We start from the raw sequence: 16783 nt of genomic DNA, 5'->3' as shown, positions 1-16783 counted from the left end.
GTTCGCGCGTGGTCTCGGCGTTTGCGTATAACAAGCGTGCGCTCGCGGATGCTGCGCCTAGGGTGAAGCCATGCGAATCGCCATCGCCATCGCCGGTGTGATCGTCGCGCTGTTCGGTCTGCTGTTCGCGCTGCAGGGTTTTGGCGTGGTGGGCGGCAGCCCGATGAGCAACACCACGACCTGGTCCGTCCTGGGCCCGCTCATCGCGCTAATCGGGGTCGCGTTGGTGGTCGGCGCGCTGCGCCGCAAGCCGTAGACCGGAAATTTTCTTCACATCGCTCGGTGCTGTAACTACTACGGCCGAACGAGCGATGAAACTGTCGAGCGCCGCGACTGCTGGAACAGGCACCAGTGTTGGGGGAGTCGACGCGCATGTTTTGAAGGAGCAGACGCACGATGGGTGCACCCCTTGAATTTTGCTCAAAGCGTGGCGTGGTCGCCGTTCTGGCGTCCGGAATTGTCATCTCACTGACGACCCTTACCGGAGGCGTGGCACCGGCATTGGCCCAGCCCGGTTCCGACGACTCGAGTGGGCCGACGACCACCATCGTGACGCCCACGCCGAAGCGCACCGCGCCCGAGGCCAAAGAGGAGGCTCCCAAGCGGGAGGCTCCGGAACAGAAGACGCAGGCCCCAGCGGTAGAGACGCCGACGCAGGCACCGAAGCCGCCGACGCAGGCCCCGCAGACGCAGGCCCCGAAGCCGCAGACGCAGGCCCCGCAGACGCAGCAGACGCAGGCGCCTACCGTCGTCGAGCCGAAGCCTGAGCCGGAAGAGCCGAAGACCCAGGCGCCGAAGACGACCGCCCGCACGACCGTGCAGCAGCAGACGACCGAACCGGCGCCCGCACCCGAGCCAGAGCCGTCGACCACCGCCGAGCAGACACCCGCCAGCAGCGAAAGCAAGGTCGCGCCGAGCAGCGAAAGCAAGGTCGCGCGCACGACGGAAGCCGACAGCGATGCGCCACAGACGTCGGGCACGTCGGTGCCGCCGTCGGAGGCCTTCGCGCCGGCGACCGAAACCAGCGAGGCGCCCACCAGCGAGACGCCAACCGGCGAATCGGCCACCTCGGAGACCGAGAGCCAGACCCGCGACGAGGAATCCGAGACGCCGACGGTGTCGGTCTCGCAGGCCGCCAAGCAGATCGAGATGCTGGAGCCCGAGAAACTGGAGGCCCCGGCCGAGGACGTGCAGTTGGCCAAGCGCGCCGAGCCGATCTTCGAAGAGCAGCCCGAACCGGCCGCCGAGGAGGACCTCGCCGCGTTCGCGAACTCGATCGAAACCAGCCTGAAGATCCCGGGCTTGGACATCGGGGCGAGCGCCAAGACCGAATTCGGCGTCGAGCGCCGCGTCGAGCGTCGCGAAATCGAGTACGTCAGCAACGTGCGCCAGTGGCGGCCGGAATGGATCGAGTACGACGAGTACTACCGGCCGATCGTCGCCAACCCGTTCCGGGCACCGGTGCGTATCGTCTACGTCTACGACATGCGGCCACGCATCATGTACATCCCGCCGCTGTCCCGGATCGTGCTGGAGGCCGCCCGGTTCGCCGCCTACAGCTTCACCGCGGCGATCCTCAACCCGGTCAACGCGGCCATCGACACCATGCAAGACATCACCAACATCGCGGTGGGCAGCTTCTTCGGCGGTGGCTACTACCCGGGCGCCGGGCTGCCGTTGCCGCCGCCCCCGCCGCCGGTGCTGCGCTACGACAACGTGCCCGTCCAGGTGCGCTACTCGGATGCGGTGTACGAACCCTTCCGGGTCCGCCGGATCGTTGACGTCGGCGAGGACGCCCGCTTCGGTGAGCGCAAGGTGCTGCTCGACGGAGCGACGCCGGCATGGGGTGTCTGGACCCAGACGCCAAGCGGCGAACGGCAATTCGAGGTGCACCGGACCCAGCAGTTCCCGGGTCTGGAGGAACCCCAGGAGGGTCCGCTGCCGGGTGACTACCAGCTGCGGCTGGCATCCGACGAGTCGTCGTCGGCCGGGCTGACCGGACGCGACATCTTCCTGATGGTCGCTGCCGGGGTGATCGGCACGCTGGGCTTCGGCGCCATCGGTATGGCGTTCTACCTGGGGCGCCGCCGACCCGAACACTGAGAGCGCGCCTCGGGCATCGGTCCTGTCGAAAGTCATGCATGATGGGGCGATGCCCGAGGTTCGCGTGGGGCCGCTGCTCCGCCATGTCGGTGAGACCGACGCGACCATCTGGGTCGAGACGGACACACCGTGCGCGGTCGAGGTCCTGGGCCACCGCGCGGACACCTTCGAGATCGAAGGTCACCACTTCGCGATCGTCTGCGTGACGGGTCTGGACCCGGACCGCGAACACCCCTACGAGGTCCACCTCGACGGCCGGAAAGCTTGGCCGCCAACGGATTACGAGTATCCGCGACCGCGGGTGCGGCTGATGCCGCGCGACGGCAGGCTGCGGCTGCTGTTCGGCTCGTGCCGCGCGTCGGCCCCACATCACCCGCCACACACCTACCAGCACTGGTGGCACCCAAAGGGCAAGGGCATCGACGTGCTGCGCACATACGGCATGCGGATGCTGCGCCAGCCGTCGGCGCTGTGGCCCGACGCGCTGCTGATGATGGGCGACCAGCTCTACGCCGACCAGGTCAACGACACGATCAAGGATCTGGTCGCCGACCGGGAGGTGCATGCCGACGGGCCCGTCGAGGTGCTCGAGGACTTCGAGGAGTTCTGCATCGGCTACTGGGACGCCTGGCGCGAGCCCGTGGTGCGCTGGATGCTCTCCACCGTCCCGACCTCGATGATGTTCGACGACCACGAGATCAACGACAAGTGGAACACCTCGCAGGCCTGGCTCGAGGAGAAACGCAAAACCGACTGGTATCAGACCCGCATCATCGGCGGGCTGATGGCGTACTGGGTCTATCAGCACCTCGGCAACATGTCGCCCACCGAGCTGGCCAAGGATCAAGTTTTTCAGCGGGTGCTCGAAACCCGGCAGGGCACCGAGGCGGTCCGGGAGCTCGCGCAGACGGCCGAAAAGGACGACGGCGTCTCACATTTCAGCATGTGCCGTGACCTGGGTTCGGCGCGCCTGATCGTCGTCGACGCCCGCTCCGGACGTCAACTACAGCCGGGGCACCGCCAGATCACCACCGACGAGGAATGGGACTGGATCACCTCCAACGTCGACGGCACCTATGAACATCTGCTGTTCGCAAGCTCGCTGCCGATCCTGCTGCCCTACGGCATGCACCACATCGAAGCATGGACGGAGGCGGTCAGCGACGGCGCATGGGGCAACCGGCTGTCCGGACTGGGGGAGAAGGTGCGCATCACCGCCAACCTCGACCACTGGGCCTGCTTCCAGGACAGCTATCGACGCTTCGAGGATCTGGTCATCGACGTGGTGAGCGGTAAGCGGGGTCGGGCACCCGACACGATGGTGCTGTTCGGCGGCGACGTGCACCACTGCTGGGTGACCGAGGTCGACACGCCCGACGCGGGCCCCGCGGTGAGCACCAAGGTGTGGCAGGTGGTGTGTTCCGGGTTGCGCAAGGAGCCGTCGGCGGTCGAACGCGTCGTGCTGCGGCTCGGCCACACCCGGTTCATCGAGTCCGTCGGCAAGGCGCTCGCGCGGACCGCGAGGGTGGGGATGCCGCGGCTCCGGTGGCGACCCGTCACGATGCCGCACTTCCGCAACCAGGTCGGGACTCTGGAGATCGCCGGCGGCGAGGTGGGTGTGCGGATCGAGAAGGTCACCGGGGGCTGGCGCAAACCACAGCTGACCACCGTGATCGAGCACAAACTGCTCTAGCGTTGGCGATTTCGGTGCGCTAACCATCGCTCACCGCACGTTACCGCACCGAAATCCCCTCAGCCCGCGCCCTTGCCGTTGTCGACTCGATACACCGCGCCGTGGATCGCGGCGGCGTCGTCGCTGGCCAGAAATGCGATCGCCTTGGCCACGTCGACGGTGTGCATGAAGCCGCGCGGTGACGCGATCCGCATGATCAGATCCCAGTCGGCGTTATCGGGGGCGGTGAACTCGGTGGTCTGCGCGGTGGGCATACCGCCGGGACAGACGGCGTTCACGCGGAGCTTCTCCTTGGTGTACTCGACGGCCAGCGCGCGGGTCAGGCCGACGAGTCCGTGTTTGGCTGCGCAGTAGCCGGCCGAGTACACCTCACCCTCCACGCCGGCGATCGAGGCGACGTTGACGATGTTGCCGCCGGCCTGCAGCAGGTGCGGCAGCGCCGCGCGGCATAGGTAGAACGGCCCGTTGAGGTTCACCGCGAGATCGCGGTCCCAGTCCTCGTCGCTCATCGTCGTGGTGTGGCGCATCTGGTGGAAGCCGGCGACGTTGACCAACACGTCGAGCCGGCCGAAGGCCGCCACGCACTGTGCCACCGCGGCACGGCACGCCTGCGACGAGGTGACGTCCACCGACGCGTAGCTGCCGCCCGGTATGGACTCGAAGACCTCCGCCATCCGTTCGGCGTCGCGCGCGATACCGAACACCGTCGCGCCGCGCTCGGCGAACAGTTGCGCGACGGCGGCGCCCAAACCCGCCGACGCGCCTGTGACCAATGTGACCTTGCCGCTCAGTGACGTCATGGTTGAAGACCTTCTCACGACCCGCTATTTCGGCGCGGAGGGGAGCGACGGTGGTATGGCGGCCAGCAACTCGCGGGTGTAGTCGTGCTCGGGCGCGGCGAACAGGTCGGCGGCCGGGCGGTACTCGATGCGGGCGCCGTTGCGCATGACCAGCACGTCATGGCTCATCTGCTGCACGACGGCGAGATCATGCGCGATGAACAGGTAGGTCAACCCCAGCTCACGCTGCAGCCGGGTCAACAGGTCGAGCACCCGAGATTGCACCGAAACGTCCAGTGACGCAGTGGCTTCGTCGAAGATCACCAGATCGGGTTCGACGGCCAGGGCCCGCGCGATCGACACGCGTTGCCGTTCACCGCCGGACAACTCGTGCGGATACCGGCCGGCGAACGACGTCGGCAGCCCTACCAGGTCGAGCAGTTCATCGACACGGGTCCGGCGGGCCTGCCTGCCCCGCGCGAGCCGGTGCACCATCAGCGGTTCACCGATAGAAGTGCCCACCCGCGCACGCGGATTCAGCGACGAGAACGGATCCTGCAACACCAGGCTGACCCGTCGGCGCACCGCCTTGACCGCGGAGCGCCGTACGCCGATCACGTCAGCACCACCGATGGTCGCGGTGCCCGCATCGGGTTCGACCAGACCGGTCAGCGCCGCGGCCACCGTCGACTTCCCCGAACCGGATTCCCCGACCAGTCCCAGCGTGGTGCCGCGCCGGATACGAAACGACAGGTCATCCACCGCATTTACGGTGCGTTTGCCGCCGGCACTCGTCACCCGGTACCGCACATCGAGGCCGGCGACGTCGAGCAGCACCTCGGCGCCGGAGACCGGCTCCGGCCCGGTATGGCCGATCACCGGCCGCGCGGCCAACAGCTCCCGGGTGTAGGCCTGTTGCGGACGGTCAAAGACGTCGGTGATCGTGGCCTGTTCGACGGCCTGGCCCTCCTGCAGCACCGTGACGTCGTCGGCCACTTGGCCGATCACGCCGAGATCGTGGCTGATCCACACCACCGCGGTGGCGAAGTCGCGCTGCAAATCCCTTACCAGCGTGACGATTTGCGCCTGCGTCGTGACGTCGAGCGCGGTGGTCGGTTCGTCGGCGATCAGCAGTTGCGGGTCGCAGGCCATCGCGACCGCGATCATCACCCGCTGCCGCTGCCCGCCCGAGAGCTGATGCGGATAGCTGTCCAGCCGGTCTTCGGGCTCGGGCAGACCCACCGCCTCCAACAGTTCCAGAGCCCGGGCGCGTGCCTGCCGTCGGGTGGAACGGCGATGGGTCTCAATCGATTCGGTGATCTGGCGTTCGATGGTCAGCAGGGGGTTCAGCGAGGTGGAGGGGTCCTGGAACACGAACCCGATGCGGTCGCCGTGCACGCTGCGTAGCAGCCGCGCCGACGCGCCGACGAGCTCAACGGCACCCTTGTCCGCGGTGGCGCCCAGCGCGCTTTTACCGGTGACGACGGCGCCAGGCGCGTCGAGCAGCCCGGTGGCCCCCAGCGCCGTCATCGTCTTGCCCGAACCGGATTCGCCGACGATGCCCAGCGTCTGTTCGGGGTGCACATCGAACGAGACACCGCGCACGATCTCGCGTCGCCCGATGGCCACCCGCAGGTCGCGCACGCTGAGTGTGGGGTCCGTCATTGCTTTCTTCGAGCCTCGATCATGGTGCGCTGCTTGGGATCCAGTACATCACGCAGACCGTCACCGAGCAGGTTGAACGCCAGCACCGTGACCACGATCGCGGCGCCGGGCACCACCGCCATCCACCACGCCAGCGTCACGAAGCCCTGCGAATCGAAGATCATCCGGCCCAGCGACGGCTGCGGCGGCTGGATGCCCAGCCCGAGAAACGACAACGCGGCCTCGGCGAGGATGGCGAACGCCAGCGACAGCGATGTCTGAACCACCAGCGGCCCAGCGATATTCGGCAGGATGTGGCGGCCGAGGATGTAGAGGTTGCCGGTGCCCATGCTCTGTGACGCCGCGACGAACGGCTCCGTGCGCACGCTCAACGTGCTGCCCCTGGCCACCCGCGCGAAGATCGGGGTGTACACGATGCCGATCGCCAACATGGTGGTCGTCACGCCCGGGCCCAGGATCGCCACCACGGCCAACGCCAGAATCAGCACCGGAAAGGCGAACATCACGTCGACGACGCGCATCAACACCGCGTCCAGCCAGCCGCCGCGGTAACCGGATACGACACCGACCGTCACACCGACGATCACCGCGAACGCCACGCTGACCACCGCCACCCGCAGGGACGCCTGCACCGCGACCAGCACCCGCGACAATACGTCGCGGCCCAACTCGTCGGTGCCGAACCAGTGCGCGGCACCGGGCGGCTGCAGCGCGTTGGGCACATCGACATCGTTGACGCCATAGGGGGCAAGCCAATCCGCGCCGATCGCGACGGACACGACGACGGCGAGCACCGTCGCGCTGACCGCCGTGACCGGGTTTCCCAGCAGCAGCCGCCAGAACGGCACGCGAGTTCCGGTGTCGGCGCTCATGACAGCCGGATCCTCGGGTCCACGACGGCGTACAACGCATCCACGATCAGGTTGACGAGCAGAAACAGGGCGGCGATCAGCAGCACCGCACCCTGGATCACCGGGTAATCCCGTGCCGCGACGGCGTTGTAAACCAACCGGCCCAGTCCCGGCCAGGCGAACACCACCTCGACCACGATGACCCCGCCCAGGATCGTCGCCAGCTGAATGCCGGTGATGGTCAAAATCGGGATGAGCGCGTTGCGCACCGTGTGCCGAAACGTCAACACCGCAGGCGGTAACCCCTTCGATCTGGCGGTGCGGACATAGCCGGTGGCGGCGACCTCGAGCACTGCCGAACGCACATACCGGGTCATGATCGCCGCGGCCACGAGCCCGACCGTCAACGCGGGCAACACGATGTGGCGCAGCCAGCCCGCCGGGTCCTCGAACAGCGGCCGGTAGCCCGAGGTCGGCAGCCAGCCCAGCGTCGTCGCGAACAGTGCGATCAACAGGATGCCCATCCAGAAGTCGGGGATCGACACGCCGAACTGGCTGCCCACCCGCACGATCGCGTCGCTGAGCCGGCCCTCGTGCAGTGCCGACCAGATCCCGGCGGGCAGCGCGATGAGCAACGCGAGCAGGACGCCGGCCACGGCCAGCGACACCGTCGCGGGCAGCCTTTCGAGCAGGATCAGCGTCACCGGATCACCGTTGCGAAAGCTCACCCCGAGATCGCCGGTCAGCGCCGAGCCGAGGTAGCCGAAGAACTGTTCGAGCATCGGCTTGTCCAGCTCGCTGGCCTGGCGCAGCGCGTCATAGGCCTCCGGGGTGTAGCGGGTGCCCAGCGCGATGCGGACCGGATCGCCGGGCACCAGGTGCACGAGGGTGAACACCACCACGACCACCCCGACCATCACCACCGCCGAATACAGCAGCCGGCGCGCCAAGAACCGCAGCACGGGATGTGTCATGATCCTTGCCCCAAATCCGCTGTGCGGAAACGGACTGCGGCGTCGCGGCGGGCTTCATAGCCGGTCAGCTCGGGGGTCCACGCCTGGATCACCGACGGGTTGTACAAGAAGATGTAGCTCACCTTGTCGGCGATCAGCGTGGCCGCCTCGTCGTACCGCGCGCCGCGTGCTTGGCGGTCGGTCTCGACGCGCCCGGCGTCGAGCAGCCGGTCCACCTCGGGGTCGGAGAACTGCTGCGCGTTGCTGGTGCCGTTCGAGTGGTGCTGGGCGTAGTAGAAGTCGTCGGGGTCGATGTTGCCCAGCCAACCCATCATCAGCATGTCGAAGTTGCCGGTGTTCTGTTCGTCGAGCCAGGTGGCGAAGTCGACGGTGCGGATGCTCACCGTGATACCAAGCGGCGCAAGGTTATCGGCGATGATCTGCGCGGCGGTCACGGTCTCCGGATACTCGCTGGTGACCAGCAGGTCGAGGTCGACGTCGCCGACACCCGCCTCGTCGAGCAGCCGCTGTGCGGTGTCGATGTCGTAGCTGTAACGGTCGTAGGGCGTGTACCACGGGTTGCCTTCGGGGATCGCAAGTTGGTTGGCGGTTGCGGTGCCGTAGCTGGTGGCCGCGACGATCGCGTCGCGGTCGATGCCGTAGGCGATCGCCTGGCGCGCTCGCACGTCGTTCCAGGGCGGGCGGGCTTCATTGAGCGCCAGGTACCAGTAGTCGTTACTGGGGGTGACGGCCAAGTTGATCGAGTCGTCCTCACGCAACTGCGCGACGCGTTGGGTGGGAACCGAATCGGTCCAGTCGACTTCACCGGCCTGCAGCGCCGACAGCGCCGTGGACGGCTCGGAGATGAACCTGAAGGTGACACCCGAGATCGGCGCTGGCCCATCCCAATACGACGGGTTGGCCTTCAGCGTGATCGAGTCGCCGCTGTTGTGGGCCAGGAACGAGAACGGTCCGGTGCCGATCGGGTGGGTGGCGATCTGACCGCTTTCGACGTTGCCGGGCGAGACGATCGCCATGCCTTTGAAGCCGCCCAGGTTGGTCAGCAGGTTGGGGGTCGGGCGGTCCAAATGGACGACCACGGTGTGTGGGTCGGGTGCTGTGACGTCGGCGACGGCGCTGAATTTGTCAACGTTGGCCAGCTTCTCGTCCATGATCCGGCGGTAGGAGTAGACGACGTCGTCGGCGCGCAGCGGGCTGCCGTCGTGGAAGGTGATCCCGCGGCGCAACTGGAAGGTCCAGGTGAGCTGGTCGGGGCTGACCTCCCAGGACTCGGCGAGCGCCGGGCGCATCTCGAGGTTTTCGTCGGGCTCGACCAGCGTGTCGAAGACGTTCTCCAGCACCTCGAACGAGAAGTAGGCGGTGGTCTTGTGCGGGTCGAGTTGGTCGGGTTCACCGGAGATGGCGGCGATGAGGTTGCCCGACACGTCGTCGCCGAGGTCGACTCGCTGCCCGGGTGAGCACGCCGTGACGGCGAGGAGCACGGCGGCGATGGCGGCGACTGCCGCCGCCACCGCCCGCCGTTTCATCTGCCGTCACCCCGGAGTCGTCTGCCCCCGTTTCTAGACGGGGTCGTGTCCACACTGACATACTCGACGCGGTTCGACGTCGAGACGCTCGAGGTGAAGGGGTGCACATCATGAGACTTCTCCGAGCGCTCGGAGTGGCCCTGGCCAGCGCCGCGCTGGCCCTCGGGGCGGCCGCGACCGCACACGCACAAGGTGACGTCAAGGCTCCAGGCGTTCCGGAGGGCGTCTACAACGTCAACATCGACGGGCAGGCCACCACCGAGTGGGAGATCTTCCCGTCATGCGTTCCCGTCGTGGGCGACCTGCGCGAACCGCTGCTGCTGCCGGTCGGTTGCAAGCTGAAGGTCACCCCGAAGGGCCAGCCGGGCGCCGAAGCCGTGATGATCGGTGGCCGGTGGACGTTCGATTACGACACGATCGACGGTAAGACCTGCCCGGACGGCAGTACGGCTGCGCAGCAGACGATCTATTCGTTCGACCCCTATACGTGGGTAGGCAGCATGAAGGTGATCCACGGCGCCGTGTGCGGTGAGCAGGCCGCGATGTTCGAAGTACCGCTGACCATGTCCTTCAACCGCCCGCTGGTCATCCCCGTCGACCAGTACCCGCTGATCTGTGAGCCGGGCGGCCTGCGCCGCTGCTTCTGACTTGCCCGACGACCCGTCGATCGGTCGAGCCGCCGGACATGGTCTGCGGCGCCGCGAGCGCCCGCGTGTGCCGCTGCTCAACGGCAAGGTCGTCGACTTGACGGGTCCCGGGCTGACCGATCGGTGGGGTGTCACCTGCACCGACCTCGGCGCCTCGGTGGTGGCCCCCAACGGCAAGCTGGTGTCGGTGTTCGGTGACACGTTTTCGGGCACCACGGTCGGCCAAGGCGATTGGCGGTCGCCGGTCGTGCTGATCGGCACGGGCGATGCCGACCATGAAATCGTCTACGAGCGCGCCGGCGGAGACGACGCCGATTACGCGCGTCAACTGTGGCACTACGAACACGACAACGTCGCCAGCGGGTGGCGCCGCGGCGGTATCAGCACGGTGATCCCGTCCGACCTGCTGCGGGTGGGTGACTCAATTTACTTGCACGCCATCGTCAATCGCGGCTTCGGCACCGTCGTCTGGACCGAGATCTGGCGCTCCGATGACAGCGGCGTCTGCTGGACGACATGGGCGAGGACGCCAAGTTCCCCGCGGACCTGCACGGTGGGCATGCCCAGTGTTGGTCATGGGATCAGGACCCCGACGACGGCTGGGTCTACGTGGTCGCCACCGGGTTTCAGCGCGACAAAGGCATCATCTTGATGCGGGTGCGGCCCGAGGACATCGGGCACCGATCGCGATACGTGAGTTGGGGTTTCGACGACGGCCGCTGGGGGTGGGGCGCCGTGGCGACGCCGATCACCCCGGCCGGTGAGAAATGGGGTGAGCTGACGTTTCGCCGCGTCGGACAAGGCAAATGGGTGCTGGGTGGCTTCCTGGCATCCAAGTACGCCCTCGGATACCGGGTCGTCGACTCACCGGTGGCCAACATGCACACGACGCCCGTGCAGACCCCGATCGTCGGCTCGGCATGGTCCGACGAAAACCACCTGAAGAACCAGGTCGCCCAACTCTACGGCGGGTACGTGCTGCCCGGTTCGCGGTTCGACATCGAAGGCGGTTTCGGGCTGGTGGTGTCGCAGTGGAACACCTCGACCGGATGGCCTTACCGCGCAATGCAGTTCAAGGCTGCTCTAAAAGACACCACCAAGACGACGCCGCCGGATCCGATCAACCTGTGAGCAACGCGCCAGAGCCGGGATTTGCCTCTGATCCCCGGCGCGGGGACGATCCGTTGAGAGACGTTAACCAACGGGTTGATACGAGACGGGAGACCATGTCGGACGGCGTAGGGCTGTCGGTTGGGGCCACCAACCTGGCGGCCGTGGTGGTGGGCCGGACCGCACTGGTGCGGACACCGGTGCTGACGCGCTACCCCCACCGGCCGCCCGAAGTAGGCGTACCCAGCGAAAACCCTCGGCTCAACGAGCGCGGCCTGATCCTGACCGACTTCGTCGACAGGGTCGGAGATCCCGTCGGCATCGTCGCCGGCGACGGCACCACCCATCGCGCCGACGTCGTCCTGGCCGACGCGTTGCGGGCCATGCTCTATGGGCTCGGCGGTGGCCGGGTGCCTGCGGGGCCGGTGACTGTGACGCACCCCGCGCACTGGGGTTCGGCCGCCGTCGACGCGCTGCGTACGGCGCTGTACGCGGTGCCGGAGTTTCAGCAGCCCAAGCCGGTGCCGGTGATCTCCGACGCCACGGCGGCGCTGACCGCGCTGCGCGACGATCCCGGGTTGCCCACCCGCGGGGTGATTGCGCTCTGCGACTTCGGCGGCAGCGGCACCAGCATCACCCTGGTCGACGCGGCGAACAACTACACGCCCGTCGGGCCGACGGTGCGGCACACCGACTTCTCCGGCGACCTCATCGACCAGGCGTTGCTCACCCACGTCATCGAGGACCTCGCCGCGGCAGGCACCATCGACCTGTCTTCGACGTCGGCGATCGGATCACTGGCCCGGCTGCGCGCGCAGTGCCGCGGCGCCAAGGAACGCCTGTCCACCGACAGCGTCACCACGCTGGTGGCTGAACTGCCCGGGGACCGCAGCGAGGTGCGGGTCACCCGCACCGAACTCGACGAAGCGATCCGCCAGCCGGTCGCCGACTTCACCTCGGTGTTACAGGACACGTTGGAGCGCAACGGAATTCACGGTGCCAACCTTGCCGCGGTGGCCTCGGTGGGCGGGGGAGCGCGCATCCCGGTCATCACCACCGCGCTGTCCGAACACTTCCGGGTCCCGGTCGTCACGACCGGCCGACCCGGGCTGACCGCCGCCATCGGCGGGGGTCTGGCGGCGGTGCGCGGGACCGTCGAGGAGGGCCCGACGGCGATGTCGGCCGCCCCGGGCGTCGCTGCTGCCGCCGCCGCGGCGACCGCGATGGCACCCGAGGCGGCGCCCGAACCCGACGACACAGCGCAGCCGGGCGCGGTCGGGGCGCTGGCGTGGTCGGACGCCGAGGACATCCCGGACGTGCCGGTATCCGACCCGTACGACTATCCGGTGGTCGCCGGCCGCGCGGCCGAACCCCGCCCGCAACTGCAGTTCGACCACGACTCGTGGGACGACCTTCCGCCGCCGCCGCTGCCCTGGTACCGCAAACCCGCGGTCGCGCTGGGCATCGGGGTGATCGCGGTGCTGGCCGCGCTGACCGCGGCGATGCTGTTCGTCGTCGGCGACGATTCCACTCAGTCGCCCGCGTCGACCACCGAACCGATCACCGCCACGCCGCGGCCCACCACACCGTCGCCGACCAGTGAACCGCCGCCTGTGACGCAACCCGCGCCGCCCCCGCCGCGCACCGTCACCCGGCAGGCACCGCCGCCGGTGACGCAGACGGTCACCGAGCCGCCGCCGCCACCCGAGCCGTCACCGGAACCACCGCCACCGTCCCCCGAACCGCCGCCGCCCACGTCGGAACCGCCGCCGCCGACGTCGGAGCCACCGCCGCCGACGTCGGAGCCACCGCCGTGGAGCCCGACGCCGCCGTATCCGACGATCCCAGGGCTGCCGTGGGTACCCGCGCCGCAGCTGCCGCAGCCGGGCCCGTAGCGGCTAGTGCAGCTTGGGCCGCTTGACCAGCACCAGGTGCGCCATCGGGATCTGCACCTGTTCGGGCGCCGCAGCCACCCGCTCGGCGACGCCGGTTTCCAGCCGGTCGAAAAAGTCCGCCGTCCGGTGATCGGCCAGGCCGCCGTCGAGTGCGCTGGCCAACGTCCGAAACACCGACGCGCGTAAGAAGGCGGCCCACTGTCTGCCGAAAAGCGCGGTGTCTTTGTTGGTTTGGTACTGGCTCCAGAAGCGGTCCTCGGCGTCGAACACCTCGAGATGCTCGATCTCGAGCTGTTCGAAACGGCCCTTGGGTGCGAACGGCGCCATGAAGTCCAACTTGCTGCGGCCCACTATCGGGATGCACATGCGGTGCACTTCGTCGGCCGAGAGCAGCTGCTGGCCCGCCAGCTCGTTGAGTGTTTCCATCAACGCCTTGAGCAGGGGGCGGTAGCCGAACTCGCCGGCGTCGTCAACACCCATCGTCATCACCACCAGGCGGCCGCCGCGGCGCAATTCCCTACCGCGGCACCCGATGAACGCGAGCCAGTCATCGGCGGCCTGCTTGGTGTAGGCGGCGCGCACGTCGGCGCTGGCGCTGCAGCCGATGTGCACGTGGTCGGGGATCGGCGCCGGAACGCGGCGCAGCCACTGCACTGCCCACGAACTCCAACCCAGATGCACGCTGCTGGTCGGCAGGATCTGCTCGTAGAACGAGCGGCCGACGGCGGTCGGAAAGGTGTTGGCGTCTTCGTGCAGGTAGCTATCGGGATCCTCGGTCAGCGTGCGAAACAGCGCCGAGAAGTCGTTGTCGGGGACATCGGTGTGGGTGACCAGAACCGAGTGATCGGGCCGGGTCCGCTTGCGGATGGCACGCACGGCCGAGCAGATGGGCAGCAGCGAGTTGTGGCCGGTGGCCGCGCCGTAGTCGGCCAGCACGATCGGTTGCGGCGCGGTCGGCACCGGTACTTCCGCGGCGGCCTTCTCGAACAGCGCGATCGCCGGACGCAAACCCGCGGCCTGCAGACGCGAACTCGCGGTGTAGGACTCGCTTTCCATCGGTTCGGGACGTACGACGATGCTGGACTCCGGCACCGCGACGTTCAAGACATGCGGACGCTTCACACCACGACCGTAGTCTTTGCCGCCGCAGCCGTGACAGACTTCGGCCATGAGTGGACGGTTCGGCCCGCGCCTCGCTGTCGTCATATCCACCCTGGCTCTGGTCGCGGGCGCCGTCGGCGTCATCGCGACCTTGGTGCTCAACGTGTACGTGCTCGACGACTACGACGCCTACGGCGAGGTGCCGATCCCGGGTTCGGACGAAATCCGGCTTCCCGCAGGTGACGTCACCGTCAGTTTCCACACGACGATCACCGGACCCCCGACGAGTGAATTTCCCATTCCGCGGATCAGCGTGAGCATCGAACCGCCGGACGGCAGCCCCGATCCGGTGGTCATCGAGAGCATCGGCAGCACGACCACGGTGAACAGCGACACCCACGTGCGGGTGTGGATGGCCGAAATCGCCGCGGGCGGCACCTATCGGGTCACCACCGACGGCGACGTCGACGGTTATCTCAGCCCGCGGCTGGCGTTCGGTCACGGCAGCAGCCACGGCTGGCTGCTGTGGGCGTTCGGCGGCCTCGCCGCCGCGGGCGTAGTGCTGCTGATCCCGTCGGTGATCTGGTCGGTCCGCGCGGCCCGACGGGCCCGGCCGTTGACGTCCGACGAGGAGCCACCCAACTCCGACGCACCCAGCGACCAGGGCTAGTGCCCGCGCGCGACCCAGTCGTCGTAGTTGACCAGTTCGTCGCCGATCGTGGTGGAGTCACCGTGGCCGGTGTAGACGACGGTCTCGCCGGGCAGCTTCCCGAGCCGACCCGAGATGGACTCCAGAATCGTCGGGAAGTCGGAGTACGACCGCCCGGTCGCGCCCGGCCCGCCCTGGAACAAGGTATCGCCACTGAACACCGCGTTGAGTTCGGGGGCGTGCCAGCACACCGAGCCCGGTGAGTGGCCGGGCGTGTGCAGGGCACGCAGGTCGATACCAGCGACGCTCAGCGTGTCACCGTCGTCGACTGTGCGAAAGTCGTAGTCCGGGTGAGTCATCCGCCACAGCACATCATCGGCCGGGTGCATCAACACCGGCGCATCCAGCGCCGCGGACAGCTCGGGAGCGACGGTGACGTGGTCGTTGTGCCCGTGCGTGCACACAATCGCCACCACATTGCGGTCGCCGACCGCGGCCTTGATCGGCTCGGCATCGTGTGCGGCGTCGAAGACGATCACGTCGTTCTCGTCGCCGACGAGCCAGATGTTGTTGTCGACTTCCCAACTGCCACCGTCGAGTTCGAACGTGCCCGAGGTAACCACCCGTTGAATCGGTCCGCCGTTCATTGCCTTCTCCTCATCGCGCAAGCGCTCATCGGCCCAACACCACCACGGACCGAAGTACCTCTCCACCATGCATTTTCGTGAACGCTCCTTCCACCTCGTCGAGTGCGATCCGCTCGGTGACGAACTTCTCCAGCGGCAACCGACCCTGCATATGCAGGTCGATCAGGTGCGGGAAGTCGCGTTCGGGCAGGCAGTCGCCGTACCAGGACGACTTCAACGATCCGCCGCGGGAGAAGAAGTCGACCAGCGGCATCTCCAACGTCATATCCGGCGTCGGCACCCCGACCAGCACCACGGTGCCCGCCAGGTCGCGCGCGTAGAAGGCCTGCTTCCAGGTCTCCGGGCGTCCGACCGCGTCGATCACCACGTCGGCGCCGAACCCGTCGGTGAGGTCTTGAATCGTCTCGACCGGGTCGAGTTCGCGCGCGTTGATCGTGTGGGTGGCGCCGAACTCGCGCGCCCAGTCCAACTTCTTGTCGTCGGTGTCCACGGCGATGATGCGCCGAGCGCCCACCAGTGCCGCGCCGGCGATCGCGGCGTCACCGACCCCGCCGCACCCGATGACGGCCACCGTATCGTCGCGGTTGACCGCGCCGGTGTTGATCGCGGCGCCGATTCCGGCCATCACGCCGCAGCCCAGCAGGCCGGCCACCGCCGGGTCGGCGGCGGAATCGACCTTGGTGCACTGACCTTCGTGCACCAGCGTCTTGTCGGCGAATGCGCCGATGCCCAGCGCCGGCGTCAATTCGGTGCCGTCGCTCAGCGTCATCTTCTGCGCGGCGTTGTGGGTGTCGAAGCACAGGTGCGGGCGGCCACGCTTACACGCCCGGCACTGCCCGCACACCGCGCGCCAGTTCAGGATCACGAAATCGCCTGGCGCCACGTTCGTGACGCCCGTACCGACCGACTCCACGGTGCCGGCGGCTTCATGGCCGAGCAGGAACGGGTAGTCGTCGTTGATACCGCCCTCCCGATAAGTCAGGTCGGTATGGCAGACGCCGCAGGCCTGGACGTCGACCACCACCTCGCCCGGGCCGGGGTCGGGGATGACGACATCCACCAACTCGACCGGCTCACCCTTCTTCCGCGAAATCACCCCACGAACCGTTTGACTCATACGTCCAACCTAGCGTGACGGGCACT

General features: G+C 67.8%; 14 protein-coding genes and 1 pseudogene. 7 read left to right on the top strand and 8 right to left on the bottom strand.

The genetic code is table 11. From position 1 onward, the window contains the following. Positions 1-70: 70 nt before the first annotated feature. From ABQE44_RS24005 to ABQE44_RS23995, 3 genes are all read left to right on the top strand, one after another. Complete coding sequence (locus ABQE44_RS24005; RefSeq protein WP_448432308.1) at positions 71-256, top strand: hypothetical protein; 186 nt, start codon at positions 71-73, stop codon at positions 254-256. Between the two features lie 233 nt (positions 257-489). Then, a complete protein-coding gene (locus tag ABQE44_RS24000) occupies positions 490-2103 on the top strand; it encodes a hypothetical protein (protein ID WP_448432306.1) in 1614 nt (537 codons plus the stop codon). A 49-nt stretch (positions 2104-2152) separates the two neighbouring features. Continuing rightward, a complete protein-coding gene (locus tag ABQE44_RS23995) occupies positions 2153-3796 on the top strand; it encodes a DUF7800 domain-containing protein (RefSeq protein WP_448432304.1) in 1644 nt (547 codons plus the stop codon). 59 nt (positions 3797-3855) lie between these two features. Here the strand turns inward: ABQE44_RS23995 and ABQE44_RS23990 are convergent, their stop codons facing one another. Genes ABQE44_RS23990 through ABQE44_RS23970 form a run of 5 tightly spaced genes read right to left on the bottom strand, consistent with a single transcriptional unit; the run spans position 3856 to position 9591 of the window. After that, positions 3856-4596 (bottom strand): SDR family NAD(P)-dependent oxidoreductase, encoded by a 741-nt coding sequence (locus tag ABQE44_RS23990; protein WP_448395208.1) that lies wholly within the window; start codon positions 4594-4596, stop codon positions 3856-3858. A gap of 24 nt (positions 4597-4620) precedes the next feature. Then, a complete protein-coding gene (locus tag ABQE44_RS23985) occupies positions 4621-6240 on the bottom strand; it encodes a dipeptide ABC transporter ATP-binding protein (RefSeq protein WP_448432302.1) in 1620 nt (539 codons plus the stop codon). Next, complete coding sequence (locus ABQE44_RS23980) at positions 6237-7112, bottom strand: ABC transporter permease (protein ID WP_448395206.1); 876 nt, start codon at positions 7110-7112, stop codon at positions 6237-6239. The genes ABQE44_RS23985 and ABQE44_RS23980 overlap by 4 nt, the downstream gene beginning before the upstream one ends. After that, positions 7109-8065 (bottom strand): ABC transporter permease, encoded by a 957-nt coding sequence (locus ABQE44_RS23975; protein WP_448432300.1) that lies wholly within the window; start codon positions 8063-8065, stop codon positions 7109-7111. The genes ABQE44_RS23980 and ABQE44_RS23975 overlap by 4 nt, the downstream gene beginning before the upstream one ends. Continuing rightward, positions 8062-9591 carry an ABC transporter substrate-binding protein gene (locus tag ABQE44_RS23970; protein ID WP_448432298.1) on the bottom strand — a complete coding sequence of 510 codons (1530 nt, stop codon included), beginning with the start codon at positions 9589-9591 and terminating at the stop codon, positions 8062-8064. The genes ABQE44_RS23975 and ABQE44_RS23970 overlap by 4 nt, the downstream gene beginning before the upstream one ends. Before the next feature lie 110 nt (positions 9592-9701). Between ABQE44_RS23970 and ABQE44_RS23965 the strand changes: the two genes are divergently transcribed. The 3 genes and pseudogenes from ABQE44_RS23965 to ABQE44_RS23955 all read left to right on the top strand — a co-directional run bounded on the left by ABQE44_RS23965 (position 9702) and on the right by ABQE44_RS23955 (position 13243). Beyond that, positions 9702-10238 carry a hypothetical protein gene (locus ABQE44_RS23965; protein ID WP_448395203.1) on the top strand — a complete coding sequence of 179 codons (537 nt, stop codon included), beginning with the start codon at positions 9702-9704 and terminating at the stop codon, positions 10236-10238. A gap of 43 nt (positions 10239-10281) precedes the next feature. Next, positions 10282-11369 (top strand): annotated as a pseudogene (locus ABQE44_RS23960) (DUF4185 domain-containing protein). Positions 11370-11464: 95 nt separating this feature from the next. Next, positions 11465-13243: an Hsp70 family protein gene (locus tag ABQE44_RS23955; RefSeq protein WP_448432296.1), complete on the top strand. Its 1779-nt coding sequence runs from the start codon at positions 11465-11467 to the stop codon at positions 13241-13243. A gap of 3 nt (positions 13244-13246) precedes the next feature. Here the strand turns inward: ABQE44_RS23955 and ABQE44_RS23950 are convergent, their stop codons facing one another. Then, positions 13247-14335 (bottom strand): class I SAM-dependent methyltransferase, encoded by a 1089-nt coding sequence (locus ABQE44_RS23950; protein ID WP_448395239.1) that lies wholly within the window; start codon positions 14333-14335, stop codon positions 13247-13249. 76 nt (positions 14336-14411) lie between these two features. Here ABQE44_RS23950 and ABQE44_RS23945 point away from each other — a divergent pair, with 76 nt between their 5' ends. Beyond that, a complete protein-coding gene (locus tag ABQE44_RS23945; protein ID WP_448395201.1) occupies positions 14412-15014 on the top strand; it encodes an SHOCT domain-containing protein in 603 nt (200 codons plus the stop codon). Here the strand turns inward: ABQE44_RS23945 and ABQE44_RS23940 are convergent. Together ABQE44_RS23940 and ABQE44_RS23935 are read right to left on the bottom strand one after the other, a co-directional pair. After that, entirely contained in the window at positions 15011-15640 is a 630-nt protein-coding gene (locus tag ABQE44_RS23940; RefSeq protein ID WP_448395200.1) for an MBL fold metallo-hydrolase, read from the bottom strand. The two genes, ABQE44_RS23945 and ABQE44_RS23940, sit on opposite strands and share 4 nt — an antisense overlap. A 25-nt stretch (positions 15641-15665) precedes the next feature. Then, positions 15666-16757, bottom strand: a complete 1092-nt coding sequence (locus ABQE44_RS23935) for an S-(hydroxymethyl)mycothiol dehydrogenase (protein ID WP_448432294.1) — start codon at positions 16755-16757, stop codon at positions 15666-15668. Positions 16758-16783: the final 26 nt, after the last annotated feature.

The sequence above is a fragment of the Mycolicibacterium sp. XJ2546 genome (assembly GCF_053483195.1).
This window is presented reverse-complemented; position numbering and strand designations above follow the sequence as displayed.